This is a genomic window from Paenibacillus sp. 1-8, assembly GCF_056316205.1.
Map to the genome: position 1 here is coordinate 2,302,062 of NZ_CM149995.1, position 15,081 is coordinate 2,317,142.

The following is a 15,081-nucleotide window of genomic DNA, read 5'->3' on the forward strand; positions in this document are numbered from 1 at the left end:
CAGCAGGGCTAGAAGCTCAGTGTTTATTTGCGTAATCGAGGGAGCGCGTTTTTTATGTATAGAGTAAATGATTAATTTGATGGCGACAAAAAGAAACAAAATCGCCAAACATCCGTATGAGATCATAGTGTACTTCCTCTTTCTACTCAGATTTTTACAGCGATATTTTACAAGGGCGGGTTTCGCTTCTGTCATTTTTGTCGTATAAAGGAGAAGGCTGGTGCCCAATTGCCCTCGTTGGGGTATAATTATATCATTACTGCAGGATATTGGTAAAATCCTGCGGTGTAATAGACTTCTTGGCTGTATTCAGGCTATTCGGGCACCATTTTCAGCTAGCTCTCATGTAAAACTCATTATAATTTAATAGTAGGGGAGTACAACTGTAATTTAGAATGAGAACTAATCGGCAAAGGGGTACAGGCGATGTTTAGTAGAGACAGAAAATGGTTTTTGGTCATCGGAATCATATGTACAATGATCATGACCTCAATTTCGGCATGGCAGCCGCAGACGGCGAATGCCGCTTCAACCTCCGCCTCCAAGGTGGATGCGGTGCTGCTCGTCGATGTGAGTAATTCCATGAACACCAGTGATCCAGGCAAAATTGGTAATGAAGCCATGAAAATGTTCATTGATATGCTGTCGACGCAAAACGACAAGGTCGGCATTGTAGCGTATACGGATGTCGTACAGCGCGAGAAGGCTTTGCTTAATATTACGTCCGAAGCAGACAAACAGGAACTGAAGTCGTTCATTGACGGGCTGAACCGGGGGGCGTATACTGACACCTCCGTTGGTGTCAAGGAAGCGATCCGTATTTTGCAGGATGGCAAGACAGCGGGACATGCGCCTATGATCGTTATGCTGGCCGATGGTAACAACGATTTAAATAAAACGACGGGCAGAACTGAAAGCCAATCCGATCAGGATATGGCAAAGGCTGTGGCCGAAGCTAAAAATAGCGGCGTTCCGATCTACACCATCGGTTTGAATGCAAACGGAAAACTGAATAAAAACAAGCTCGCAGACATTGCGCAGCAAACGGGCGGTAAATCCTTTATTACAAGCTCGGCGGATGATCTGCCGAACATCTTGAGTGAAATTTTCGCCAGCAATTTGAAGCTGAAGGTTGTTCCCTTGCAGTCCATTACGGCTAACGGCAACTATCAGGACGTTACGGTAACCGTACCGAACGATAGCGTGCTGGAGGCTAATATTTCGATTATGTCCTCCAAGCCGGTGGATGCGAGACTGATAGACCCGTCGGGCAACACCAAGCCGATTCCTTCAAGTGATGTACTGCTGTCCAAGTCGAAAAGCTACTCGCTGATTAAGCTGCTCAAGCCTGTGGCTGGCGACTGGAAGCTCCAGGTCAAGGGAGTCCAGCAGGATCAGATTGATATTAATCTGGTATTCAACTATGATTTGGAACTGAAACTGGATGCACCGCCTGCCAAAGCTTACAAAAAAGGTGACGCAGTCCAAATTCGTTCCTACCTGACGAGTAACAACCAGCAGCTTCAGGATCAGGAATTGTATGCAAATATGAATGCAGTTCTGAAGGTCAAGGACCTTGATTCCGGTACAACGAATGAGGTTCCATTGAAGAATGAGGGGGACGCCTTTACCGGCTCCTACACGATACCGGATGAGCATGACTATGAACTGACCGTCAGAGCAGAGGAAAAGAGCTTCTACCGTGAAACTCAGCCTGTGACCGTCAGTGCCAAAGCTGCGGCGGGCAGTGGCACGAATACGGGCACTACGACTGCGCCGGCAGTACCTGCCGAGAAGTCCAAGCTGCTACCACTCATTCTTTTAGGGCTGGGGCTGGTCGTTCTGCTGATTGCAGCCTACTTCATCTGGAAGGCTGTCAAAAAAGCCAATCGTGGCTTCGTCGGACAAATCGTTCTGGAAATTCGGGATGAAAATACCGGCGAAAAAACGTATCCGCAATACAAGAAGCTGAACACCTTTCGGGGTAAATTCAATCTGCACCAGTTGCTACAACTGGCACCGGAATTTGCCGGAACCGATAAGGTGGTGTTCACGCCAGCCAATCAGGATCGTATCATTGTGCGCAGCACTCCGGAGATTACGATTGAAAAATCCGGACGCGCTGTAGATACAGGCAGTGGTCTTGAGCTGAAAAACGGCGATCGTCTGACGATTCCGCTGGCAAGCGTGGACAAAACCATTTTGCTGGAATTCATTTCAGTAAACAGCTAAACGAACCCTTAGGAGGTCAAATCTATGAAACCAGTAGTTAGAGAGCATATCCAGCAATTAGATGTATCACTCGGCGGAGGGATCGTAAGCGATAAAATCAGGGTTGATACCATTGATAATCCCATTTTGATTATCGGACTCGGAGGGACGGGGATTGATGCCCTCCTCCGTTTGAAATATCAAATTAACCGCAGATTCAAGCTGCCAGCAGATCCGGTTTCCAAGAAAAAGAGCGAGAAGCCGGACAACGTGGAATTTCTCGCTTTTGAAACAAATGAACAGGATCGCAACAAAAAATATAAAGGGATTGGCTTGGACCCGATCAACGAGTTTGTCCTGCTGTCCAATGCGGAAATCGGCGGCTTGCTGCAAAACCGCAGCATTTTGGAGCCGTACATTACGGATTGGCTGTCACCTGAGCTAAGCATTACCGATGGCATGAACGGGGCAGCAGGGGTGCGTCAGGCTGGACGTTTGCTGCTGTTCACCAAAATCAATCAAGTCGTGCAAAGCATTGACAAGAAAATCAAAACCCTGTCTGAAGGCACCAATAAGAAGCTGATGGTGTTCCTGCTGTCCGGTTTGTCCGGTGGTACGGGTAGCGGTACCTTCCTCGATATCTCGTATATCGTCAGAGGGATTATTGAGCGCGATTACGGCTCCGCAGGTGTAGACCGTGTAAATACATTAGGGTATTTGTTCACGCCGGACATTAATCTGGCGAACAAAAGCTTGAGCGAGCATACACGTGAATATATTAAAAAGAACGGCTATGCTGCGCTGAAAGAGCTGGATTACTGGATGAATGTGGACAGCCGCAGTGAACGGTTCAAACAGCAGTATGGCAACATTTTGACCGTAAATTCACCGTTGCCGCCATTTAATCTGTGTCATCTCATTTCAGCGACGAATACAGAAGGCAAGCTACTGGAAAACGCTTATGATTACTGCATGAATGTCACCGCTGAGAACATCACCAACTTTATGGCGAGTGAGGAAAAGCAATCGGGCGAAGAGTTTGCCATTCATGACTATATCAGCAACATTCGCACCAATATTGCACAAATGAACAAGGCATATCCTGCCAACTACGATTACAATATTATCGGGGCTTCCTCAGCGGTACTGCCAATGGAGGAAATGACAACATATCTGGCCTACCGGATGTTTGGCAAAATGTCCAAAATGTTCGAGCAATCGCCGAATCAAGAGGATGTCGAGAAGTTTGCTCGCAAGCTGGGTGTCGATCTCGACAGCATGATCAAAAACTTTGAATCTCGTGTTCCTGAACCGCTGCCGGGCTTTGAAAACAGTGAACGACTAAGCTACAACAATGTGGTCAAAATGCAAGTCGTTAATATGGACACAGAGCTGGAGCAGACGTTCCTGACCCGTGCCCGCGAGGAATATATCAAGGCGAAGAAGCAGCTTCCGGGTGAAATTACCGGGCAGTTTACCGACCAAATTCGCCGGATGTTCCTGCATCCCGAGCAAGGGCCGTTTTATGTATCCCGTATGATTTATACGGAAAAAGGTTTTAGCTTGCTGAAAATGCTGCTTTCATACATTGAGACGCTGCGTGAATCACTGCATCGTATCCCTACGGATATTGAATGGGCGCGTGAACAGGCGGGTGAAAAGCTGGGCGATGCCAAGAGCGCATTCGTGTCCAAGGATAAAAAGAAAAATGCTTACATCGAAGCGAAAATTAATGAATACTGGCTTCGGGCCGATGTGGTGCGTACAGAGCAGCTTATTGAATTTTATGAAGACCTGTATGATCTGCTGAATAAGGAAAACAGCCGCATTTATAATGTATTTACTGAAATTTTGAACGCACTGAGCGCGATTTTCGAGAAGAATGGCGATTTGCTGATCAACGGCGAAGAACAGTCCGATCACAGAGGCAACAAGACGTACTATTGGAATCTGGTCAGCGTGCCGGATATTTCCGAAGTCGTAACCAAGCTGCTGGATAAGCGTGATGGTGATGATCTGATTCGTGATTTTGCCCAAGAGTTGTTAGAAAATTCAGATCAATGGGTGAAGGATCAGGATATCGACATCATTAGTTCCATTTCCAACTTCCTGACCGACAAGTTCGGTGATCTTATTACCCGTTCGATGGAGGATTTCCTTGTTATGAAATACGGGCAGGATGAGGCCATTGAAAAATTCGTGGAGCGCTATATTGCGAGCAAACTGGATGAAGAAGCCGTGCCTGTTTTCCATCTGAGCAATAGCTCCGGTAACCTGTACTTCCCGTCATGGGGCTTCGTTTCGGTACCTGTACAGTCGCCTAATATCCTGAAAGGCGTTCGCAATTATCAAAATAATGCAATTGGTAAATCACACTTTACCATTAAAGAGAGCGAAGTCCGTAACCGGATTTTCTGGCTCAATACGCGCAATGGTGTGCCGTTGTTTGTCTATACGCCGCTCAAGGTGTATGAAGAAAGCTATGAAAAAACGATTCTCGACCGCGAAGGTATTGGCCGCCATTTGGTGCAAACAGGCCAGAATAACTGGACGAATCTGCCGTCGCCAATTCCTGAAAAATCCTGGGGAGAAACGTATGTTAATTCGCGTGTGCAAGCTTACAATGCCCGCATCCGTAACGACTTCGACCGTGCCAAGTCACTTGGCGTGATCCGTGAGAAGGATGTTGACCAGAATACGAGCAGTCGCTTTACTGTGCTGCGTTCACGTGCGCTGGATCTGAATGGTCTGCTGGCAGGCTACGATATGCGTTTGCAAGAATCCAAACCGAATCTGGGTGAGGTGAAGAGAGCGTGGTCTGAGCTAAAACGTCTGCTGGCTGAAGGGCTGGAACAGGCGGGAAGCAAGGACATCTTTGGCAGCATCAATGAAGAGATGGCGAAGGAAAACCTGATCCGTTCACCGGAGTTAACGCAGGTGGTTCGTGAAGAGCTGGCGAAATATACTCAAATTGAAGCGAAGGCCGCCGAGCTGGAAGCCTTGCTGGGCAAATATCAGGATGAGGAAAAATGGCTGGATCAGTTCATTCAGGCACTCTATACCGACACGATTACGAAGAAAGGTGCTTTGTACGTCTATGACCGTGATGAAGAGGAAGAGGCTTGGGAGCCGTTTGCCAATGTCATGAAAAGCCGTAATTACGTGGAGTTTGAAGTGTTTACGAACTTCCGTGGTCTGGAAGAGAAGAAATATGCAGCCCTGATGCGTAAGGCGGATCGTCGTGATGCTGTCCTGACTTCGTCCGAGGATATTACGCCGTTGCTGGCGAAGCTGGATGAACTGGCTGCAACCTACATGGAAGCCCGGAATCAATTGGAATATGAAAAGGTGGAGCTGGCTAACGGAGCGGAACTCTATGCGTTCTACGCTCAAATGTCCGGGAAACTAAACGATATCCGCAGAAAGTTGAAGTAAAGTATGAGAGAGCAGCTGTTACGTTATGCGGCTGACTATGCAGTCGCAGAGGATCAATTAATCGGTAGCGGGGATGGACGCAGCAGCATCCATTTCCCGTCCGTGTTTCTTTTTATCGGTGACCGTATGGGCCCGGCGATGAACACCATTGCAGATATCAACCGGACCAAGTGGGATAACAGTACAGGGGTAACGTACATCCACATCCGCTCGCAGGAGGATCATGCCGCTGTTGACCGTTCGATGGATGTCATTGCCCATACAGTAGCGGTACCGGAGGAAAGCAGCCACAAAACCGGACGCCGTGATTTGCATCAGGCTTTTTATACACATGAATCGCAGTTGATTGAGCTTAACGCCGCGTTGCGCCGGGCTAGTGGACACTTGGCAGATTACGGTCGCTTGTATTCCTCGTTCGAGCGTGTCCATTTGTCGATCCTGACGACAGCCGACGATCCCATGAATGTATTGGTTCCCGAGATTACGCTGTTGGCGGAATACATTTTTGCGCAGTCCTTTAAGTCGGTGCAGATGGATTTGTACGTTTTGGTCAGCGAAAGCGATCAGGCAGCCCAATTTGGCTACAGCAGCGCAGCGTCAGTCGCTTTTATGCGGGAGCTGGACTATATTCAAAGTCCGGATTATACGTTTACGGCGCCACTGCATATGACTGAGGACAAACTGACTATTCCTGTATCTCATGCTCCGTCGCCGTTGTTCGATCTCGTCTATGTGCTGTCCGACAAGAACGAACGCGGTGTAACGGTGCCGAATAGCCTGCGGGAGAGCTGTGACATCATTTGCCACATTCAGCTTCTTAAAAATCGTTATCAGGCGGGGGATTCCTATCGATCCCAGGATGGGGGATACAACAATACATCGTTTAAAAACAACATCATGACGGAATCCGGGCGGCAGGGCTATGTGTCGGCCGGATTTTCCCGGGTAAAGCGCCCTAATGAGTCGATTGCGCTTACGGTGCTGTATCACTTTTATGTGAAGCTGCTGGCGCGTATGAGAACAGAGCAGGAATGGGATATACGCGATAAGCTGGATTATTTCGGTCTGGATGCTACCGAGCGAGGCCGTACACGTAATGACCTCGTTCCTGGCAATGAGGCCATTACCGACATGAGCGCCCTCATGACCAGCGGAGCCAGCTACGGCTCGTTAAAGCGGATGACACTGCGCGAGGCGGAGGAAGCCTTGTTCGGACAGGGCTGTGAAGCCTTTTTCCGTGATAATTGTGAACGGATCGCACACAAACGGTTGGGGGATTTTCAGGCAGAATTACGTCTGCAAACGGCTGTGAACGAATCGGCCAAGGAGCACCCTGAGATCGGTTTGTTCGAGCTTACGGACTGGACGGATGAGAATAAGACCGGGAATGTGCTTACCGCCATTCGGGGATTGATTCGCGATACGTCCAATGATTTGCAGGTCAGCGCTGCCGAACTGGATGCCCTGTATAGCGGACGAGTGGAGGACCAGCCTTTTCAACGCTTACCGCTGATGGATAAACATAATGTGCGCAGCTTTATCCGTTACCTGACCGAGACGGTCTATGGGCACAAGCTGCACATGCTGCGGATTCAAACGGATCTGGAGCTACTTCGCCGTTATGAGCTGGCTCTTGAAAAATGGCATATGCAGGCGAAACATATTACTGTACAGCTTGCCAATTTGGAGCGTGACCTGCATCAGGCTGCAACGGACAGCGTCCGTCAGGCTGACAGCTACACGGGCCAAAACCTGTTTGAGTATTACGAGCGTGTGACGGAAGATGTCATGCAAGAGCTGGAGACCAAGCGGGGCAAATCTGTATTCTTTGATATACGGCATATGGGTCCTGTATCCGGTTTGCTAGATGGAGGTCCGTCAAAGCTGGTGGATCGACTCACACAGACTTGCCGCACCCTGATCCTCAGCGCACAGCCGTTTAACCAGACATTCGAGGAAGAATTGCTGCGGCGGGCGAATGTGGCTGCTGCCTATGAAAATCGGCTGGTCGTTCCGAAGGATGAGCTGTTTAAAAAACTGTACCAAACGCTGGAGGAAAACGGCGGCATTAACGTGCGTTTACTGGATTACACTCATGAGCATCGGTATGAGGAAAAGTATTTCTTTGGTGACTACGAAGGCGAATTTCTTCCTTATGCGCTGGATGTGGATATTACCTCGCGCATTTACAAGCTGGGGTTTGTGCATGAACGCCGCAGCAGCGGGGTAGAAAAGCTTCATTTGATGGGTGGTTTCCATCTGGAGGATCTGATGGTCTACCGTAACGGCAAGACGTATTATGAGACATATATGGCGAATGGTTTCGTGTTTCACGGGATCAGCGCGGATCGGCTGCCGGAATTGCGGTAGCAACATGTGTATCCTACTTTAAATATGGAAGGAAGCAACGATTCTTATGAAGCAGCGTAAATTTAATGTTCTCCTGCTGCTGTTCGGCTTGCTGGGCGCCGTAGTGGGCTTCATCATTGGAGAGCTGATTCTTAACAAACTGATAGGCCACTGGCCGCATATCATCGTGCTTGGGCTGTATTTTGGCATCATGGCGCTGTGTATTGGCCTGGGATGCCTTATCGGCGAATGGATTTCGCCACAACTGAACGGGCCTTCATGGCGGCAGCGGTACTCCGGGCTGTCCTGGAAGCTGCTGGTGCCTGCTACGCTGGTGATGCTGTTCGTGGCAGGGCTGCTGCTGGAGCTGGGCTATCAGGTGAACCCGGAAGGTCGCAAAAGCGTACAGGACCTCGTGCTCGTCATTGATAATTCCGGAAGTATGCAGCAAACAGATCCCGATAACGAACGCTTGACGGCCGCCAAGAGTCTGATCGGCCAAATAGATGGAGACAAGCGGGTAGCCATTGTTTCCTTTGAGTCCACTGCGCAGTTGGTTCAGCCGTTTACCCCGATTGGCACAGATGCGGAGAAGCAAGCCGTTTATGCCAAAATCGACAGCATGCAGACCTTAATGACAGGCGGCACAGAAATCGGTCTTGCTTTGGATGAAACCATCAAGGAAATTGAAACTCAGGGTAATGCAGAAAAGGGCTCTCTCGTTATTATGCTGTCTGACGGCTTTAGTGATCTGGATACTCAGACGGCATTGGCTCCTTACATCGCCCGGCAGATTCCGATTAATACGATCGGTCTGAAGCTCGCCGAATCCGATGGTATAGCATTATTACAAAATATTGCCCAAATGACGGGTGGAACTTACTCCAATGTAGCGAATGCACAAGGTCTTGCTCAGGCGTTCGGTAAAATTTATGACAAAATCGGCGACCGTACACTGGTAACGGAGCGAACAGGTGAGTATGCGGACAGTCTGTATTTTGCCATTTATCGCGTAACGGCTCTGGTAATTGTTGGAGTCCTACTGGGATTGGCGCTCGGACTGATGTTCGATAACCGTTTTCTGGCGCGGAATTTCGCGATTGGCGGGGTTCCTGCGGGCTTGCTGGCTGGCTTTATTTTGGAAAAGGGCCTGTCCGGCTCGCCCATCGGTGATTTGATGATTCGTTTGATGGCAGCGCTCGTATTGGCGGCCCTGATCGCCGTCTTTTCGCTCGTGCTGCCGATTGCGGAAAATACTCGCCGTTCTTCCGGCGGAGGAAACCCCGGTGCGCCATCAGGTCGCCGGAGAGGAGCGCCGGAAGGCCCGCCGCGTAATCGACGCAGCAGTGGATTTTAGAACGGGAGGCGGAACTTATGCAGTATAGGGATGCACAGCCCGGTGATCCTGTTATTTCGGAGCTGAGCCACAAAATTGACGACAACCGGGTTGTGCTTCGCTGGCAGTGGCCGGAAGGAGCCGCCGTGGTATATATTGCGAAACAATTAGCCGATCCGGGCGTGAACGGGCAGGAAGACGCCGAAGCCTTGCCGCCTTTTTCAAGCCTTAAGCTCTTCACACGTGAGGAATACAAGGCTGCTGGCAGCTACCGCGACCGGATCGATGGCATTGGACGCGTGCGGTATACCGTGTATCCGGCTGTGCGGGAGGATGGAGATACTTTTGTGATCCGTCAGCAGAATGGAGCTAACCGGCTGGAGCTGAGTACGGGCAAAGCTAAAATCAGATATGCGGTTCACCACAAAAAAAGCTGGTTTCGCAGCCGCAAAACAGTGCAGATTCAGGTGACGGCTGAAGTTCCTGTTCCGCAGGAGGCGCTTTGCTATGTGAAAAAGCGTGGTGGCTATCCGGCGGACCGGGAGGACGGGACCTTGTACCCGTTCACGGCACCGTTTGCTGCGGGACGGAATGTGTTGCCCGCTGTCGAAGTGGGCGGAGATGAATATGTGCGGCTGTTTTTTACGGACGGTCAGAAATATGGCACGGTATATGAATTAGTCCCTGAATGAAAGGAGGCCGCAACCGATGAGTTTTCTTAGCAATTTATTCAGAAGAAAGCCGCAGGCAGCACCAAGGCTGTTATTTTATGATATTGTGTGCCCTTATTGCTTTAGTAAGTTTTCCCCGGAGGAAGTTGTATTCCGTGCTTCCCATCACCGTGAGGATGACGAGGATTATGCTTTGGGCGAGGATGAGCTGCTGAACAAATATCGGGAGCGCTTTGGCTTGGACAGTGTACATGATATGGAAGCCATTCTTCACCCTCTTGATGTTCCTGAGGAGCATCGTTTGTACTCGGATCATGTACTGACAGGTCTGACGGATCGTTACGGCGAGCTTACACGTCGCAGATTGTGTCCACATTGCCATAACGAACTGCCAGTGACCGCAGGCAAGGTGCCGAGTAATATTATTTCGATTATTGGAGCTTCGCAGGCAGGGAAATCCGTCTATATGACCTCCCTGATTCATACGTTGCAGCATGTTACGGCCGATCATTTTGATGCGGCTTGCATGCCGCTCAATGCGGAGATTAGCCGCAAGTTTCGTACGATGTATGAGGAACCGTTGTTTGAGCGTGGGGATCTGCTGACCTCAACACAGAAGGAAAAGATGCAGGAGCCTTTTATCTTCCAGTTTGTGTTTAAGGATGAGGAAAAACCGCCACTGACGCTGGTGTTTTTTGATGTCGCCGGTGAGGGGATGGTCGATCAGGACTATCTGGGTCTGCACGGACAGCATATTAAAAATTCGGCGGGGATTCTGTTTATGGTCGATCCGCTGCAAATCCGTTCTATTCGGGAGCGTATCAAGATCAACATCGGCGACAAGCCGGGCGAATGGGTTTCGCAATATGATGAGCCGCGTGATGTCGTGCTTACGATGTTCGGTGATTTTATCGCGTATCAGGAAAAAGGGAAGACGGACATTCCAACCGCCGTTGTTCTGACCAAAAGTGACATGCTCACTGCGCTGGCAGATGAAGAAGGCACGTACATCAAGACGAACAGCAATATCTTTAATCCGATGGAGCACCGAAAGTATATGGATTTGGATGAGTTTGCTAACATTGATGGCGAAGTTCGACGGTTCATTGAAAAGGTGGATAAGCCGTTCAAGGGCACGATGGATGTGTATTTTACAGATACGGCCTATTTTGCGGTTTCCGCCTTGGGTAGCAATCCGGTGGAGCAAAAGCTGCAAGGGCTGGTTAGTCCGATCCGTGTGGATGAGCCATTCATTTGGTTGCTTTACAAGCTGAAGTACATTGAGGGGAGAGAATCACAGTGAGTAATTCTACCTCTCATTTGATACAGCAGCAGATGTACACACGGGAACGGCGTGGTATTTTCCGTTCAACGGAAGGCTTCGATACGGTGGCCAATTCCAAGGGGCTGGACACTTCTTTTATTAAAAAGGTGCTGCATCCCTTGTGTGTGTATGATGCGCCTGCTGCTTTAACAGCGCGTGGCGAGAAGCAGGAGAGCGTCTACCCGGAAGCCATGCATCTGGTACGGACGGAGTCAGGGGATGTGGTGCTGGGACGCAGTATCTACAAGGCAGCGGATTTTACCGGGCTGCGGAGCGCCTTTTTTACGCACAATTATGTGATTCCAGCCGGGCAGGGTGAATCTCCGTCTGATTATAAGCAGTGGCTGAACACATCTTTTGTCGATACTTACGATATTGAGCAAGGAACGGAATTGCCGGAATTGGAGCGTCTGCCGGGTGGGAGCGTATTTCCATCTGTTGATCCGTCTGCGGTGCTGTCTCAATTGCAGCTCGGCGAAGAAGTGTTCAAGCAGATTCTATATGCAGTCATGATGTCGGCCACGGGCCGTAAAAAGGTATATATAGCACTGAACGTTCCCGCAGAAGCGGTAGCATCTTCAGCCAAGCTGCTGCTGGGTGTGTTGTATGCAGCATTGCCTTATGCATTTCGCAACAGGCTCGGATTTCTTACATATGCGAAAGAGCCGCACAGCAGAAAAGGCATTCATTTGATGTTTGTTGAGCCTTTCAGTTTGCGTCCCGGTGATCGGAATGTGGAAAAGGATTTTGTATTTGACCTTACTAACAGTGGCCGGATACTCAATGTGGATGCAGAGCAGGTGAGGCAGCCGTATTTTGACTGGATTACCCGTACGCTGCTGAATGGGGGGACGCCGGACGATTTTTTCAAATTTGCCGAGCAAATGCTGACAGGCATGGAGGCGGGGCGTGATCTGACGCTATCCAGCTATCACGAGCTCATTACGCTGTACAAAATAGAGCAGGGAGAGCGTGGACTATATAACGAACGGCGAATTTCCGTGCTGAGAAGCTTGACTGATTATTTGTCTTCTCCCAATGCGTTGCCACGTAAAATGCGGCTGAATGACTTGTTTCTGTCGTTTTTTGATCATGAATTTGATCGGGTGAAGGATGGATATATTCCTGACGTGGGTCTGGTCGACTGCTTCAAGGATTACTATAAAGTTCACGCGCGTAGCGAGAATCGGTTGGTGGAGTATTTGATCCGCTCGCTGAATAACGCCTATACCGCCAGAAATACGGAAGCTGTCACTTTTATTTATCATACGATTGAAGAAAATCCTTCATTGGGCAAGGCGTATTTTACGAAGGTGCTGGGTAATCCGGCGCTCACGAAGCTGCTGTTCATTCCCTACATGGACAGTCAGATGAAAAGAACACCGGATGTGAAGGGGTTGCTGGCTGTCGTGCATGAATGGGGCAGTCGATATATTGAAGTATCGGCGAATGCCGATTTTCAGCTTTTGGCTGAGTCCGCATTGATGGGCAGGCTGCGTGCCGAAAGAAAGCCGGTAGAGGCTGTGGCTGCTATTCATCAACGGTTGCAGCAATGGGAAAGTAGCTCTACGGGGGGCCAGATCTCTCCACTGGAGCAATCCGGGTTAACGGAACGCTTGCAGGAAGCGTCGGATCGGTATTTGCTTACCGAAGTGGAGCTAAAGGAAATCTCACCTGATCAGGTCGTACAGATTCCGTTCTTTACCCGTCCTGATTTGGTGCAGTGGGTCGGGAAGCTGCCAGCCCCGCTCAAGGGACAAGCGGTGCGCTTGATTGCGGCTTACGATTGGTTTAGCACGGAGAACCCGGAACCGTCCGTGCTGGACGGTCTGGAGCCGGGCGAAGTGGAAAAGGTGCAGGACTGGGCTTACAGCTGGCTGCCCCAGCAGCTTGCGGAGGGCCATTTTGCCCGCCTGCTGCCCGCCTTCTATCGTTCCGATGGCACGGGCGAAGGAATGTTGGATTTTGCTCGACTGGTTAGCTCGATCCGCAAATGGGCGAAGGATAACGATACGATGTACCGTTTTATCCGCTGGTCGGAGGGACATGCCGAATTTGCTACGCCACGAGGCGGTTTTGAACCAGCCTATCGACGTGCGTTGCTTTTGTTCTTCCAGAAGGAAGGACGCGAGGGGCTGCATAAAAAAACGCTGTGGCGTGAATATTTTGAGCCTGCCAAGCCTGTCTTTAAAAATTTCTATCTGACAGCAAAGCGTGAGACGGATACGTCTTTGGTCAAAACGCTTCGTCGCTTCCGCAAGGGTGGGGTGATTTCCGGGATCGTGCTTGTCGTCATTGCAGGCACGCTAGGCGGCCTGAAAGCAGCGGGAGTAATCGGCTCTGATACCGCCGCGCCTGCGCCTGTCACTACACCCAAGCCAGTGCAGCAGCCTGTAGTGAAGCCTACAGTACCCGTAAAGGAAGAGCCTACGGCGATTGTGACTCATGTGCCCAACACCAAGGCGACTACAAAAATGGTCAAGCTGCTGTTTGCTTTTCAAACATCGGCGGAGCAGGCGGCGTTTAAGCCTAAAAAGCTCGTCATAGTCGGTGCGGATCAACAGGAGCATTCATACGAAATTTTTACGCTTGCTGAACAGAACGACAAGGAAGCAGCCAGTAAAGCTAACACTGGACAGTCCGATGAAGCGAAAACCGGCAGTGCCGCTACAGGAAGCACGACAGCAGGGGGGGCCACTGGCAGTGGTTCAACGGCTGGCGGTGGCAGTACTTTCAGGGGGAACAGCGCTGATCAGGCCGAAACGGTGACAGGAGAATCGGGCGCAGGCACGACGTCAGGGACTCCTACAGTGGGGAGCGGTACGGCAACCGATGGAACCGGAACGGACGCTGACGCGCCAACCGAGTATGACCTGAAGCAGTATCCTTATCGCACACTGCTGACCATTTGGCAACGACTGGAACTAGATGATGCTAGTACAGTTACGGTGGATGGAAAAGAGTACCCGCTGGTTCAAGTGAAAACCGCAGACTAAGCCGTATTCCAATGGTTTCTCATGTACAAGCAATTATATATGAACCAACAAGCAAAGAGACGGGCTTCCCTTACTGGGCTCGTCTCTTTGCTAACATAAGATTTTAAATAAGACTAACTAGAAAATATACTTAAAAACGACCAAAGTATTGACACTAGATAGGTGACTGTTTAAGATTAGTTGGAATTCAAACTATTAAAATTCAATGATTATGGAGGTTAGTAACCACATGGGAAGTGAGGTGTATCCCGTTTGTCTTCCTTGGGAGGAAGAGAGCACGATGTATTTAATTAAATGGATTTTCACAACAGTCCGGCGCGAGATTGAGACGGCGTTGCGTCCTTTGGGGCTTACCTCCCCGCAATCGCAGACGCTTTATATACTGGCAATGTCGCCTGGAGTGACCAATACGGAGTTGGAAAAGCTGCTGCTTATTGATAAATCAAGCGTCACCAGCCTGGTGAACGGGATTGTTAAGAAAAACTGGGCAGTACGCAAAAGTCACCCGCAAGATGCGCGTATGAAGCAGATTTATTTGACTGAGGAAGGCTTGAAAATTCACAAGGTGGCTGAGCATACGGTTGAGAAAGTTAAAAGCTCGGTAGGCGAAACGTTATCTGTGGGGGAGTCAGAGACTCTTCGAGGTCTGTTGAAAAAAATACTTCACGATTACCGTCCTGCGAACGCCCGCGTTTGAACGGATATATATAGAAATTTGCCCGGATAGGGGTATTCAAAATCTGAGTTATTGCAGCATAG

At 49.7% G+C, this 15,081-nt stretch carries 8 protein-coding genes; all 8 read left to right on the plus strand.

The window, feature by feature from the left end:
- Window positions 1-426: 426 nt before the first annotated feature.
- The 8 genes from AC0WRU_RS10780 (at window position 427) to AC0WRU_RS10815 (ending at window position 15,019) form a co-directional block, all read left to right on the plus strand.
- Window positions 427-2,232: a vWA domain-containing protein gene (locus tag AC0WRU_RS10780; protein ID WP_476128265.1), complete on the plus strand. Its 1,806-nt coding sequence runs from the start codon at window positions 427-429 to the stop codon at window positions 2,230-2,232.
- Between the two features lie 24 nt (window positions 2,233-2,256).
- Window positions 2,257-5,646 (plus strand): tubulin-like doman-containing protein, encoded by a 3,390-nt coding sequence (locus tag AC0WRU_RS10785; RefSeq protein ID WP_476128266.1) that lies wholly within the window; start codon window positions 2,257-2,259, stop codon window positions 5,644-5,646.
- Window positions 5,647-5,649: 3 nt separating this feature from the next.
- On the plus strand, window positions 5,650-8,016 hold the full coding sequence (locus AC0WRU_RS10790; protein ID WP_476128267.1) for a transcription initiation factor TFIID: 2,367 nt from the start codon (window positions 5,650-5,652) through the stop codon (window positions 8,014-8,016).
- Window positions 8,017-8,062: 46 nt separating this feature from the next.
- On the plus strand, window positions 8,063-9,352 hold the full coding sequence (locus tag AC0WRU_RS10795; RefSeq protein WP_476128268.1) for a vWA domain-containing protein: 1,290 nt from the start codon (window positions 8,063-8,065) through the stop codon (window positions 9,350-9,352).
- A gap of 17 nt (window positions 9,353-9,369) precedes the next feature.
- A complete protein-coding gene (locus AC0WRU_RS10800) occupies window positions 9,370-10,023 on the plus strand; it encodes a beta-mannanase (protein WP_476128269.1) in 654 nt (217 codons plus the stop codon).
- A gap of 16 nt (window positions 10,024-10,039) precedes the next feature.
- Window positions 10,040-11,305: a TRAFAC clade GTPase domain-containing protein gene (locus tag AC0WRU_RS10805; RefSeq protein WP_476128270.1), complete on the plus strand. Its 1,266-nt coding sequence runs from the start codon at window positions 10,040-10,042 to the stop codon at window positions 11,303-11,305.
- On the plus strand, window positions 11,302-14,322 hold the full coding sequence (locus AC0WRU_RS10810) for a GAP1-N2 domain-containing protein (RefSeq protein WP_476128271.1): 3,021 nt from the start codon (window positions 11,302-11,304) through the stop codon (window positions 14,320-14,322). The genes AC0WRU_RS10805 and AC0WRU_RS10810 overlap by 4 nt, the downstream gene beginning before the upstream one ends.
- A gap of 229 nt (window positions 14,323-14,551) precedes the next feature.
- Window positions 14,552-15,019 carry a MarR family winged helix-turn-helix transcriptional regulator gene (locus AC0WRU_RS10815; protein ID WP_476128272.1) on the plus strand — a complete coding sequence of 156 codons (468 nt, stop codon included), beginning with the start codon at window positions 14,552-14,554 and terminating at the stop codon, window positions 15,017-15,019.
- The last annotated feature ends 62 nt before the right edge of the window (window positions 15,020-15,081 follow it).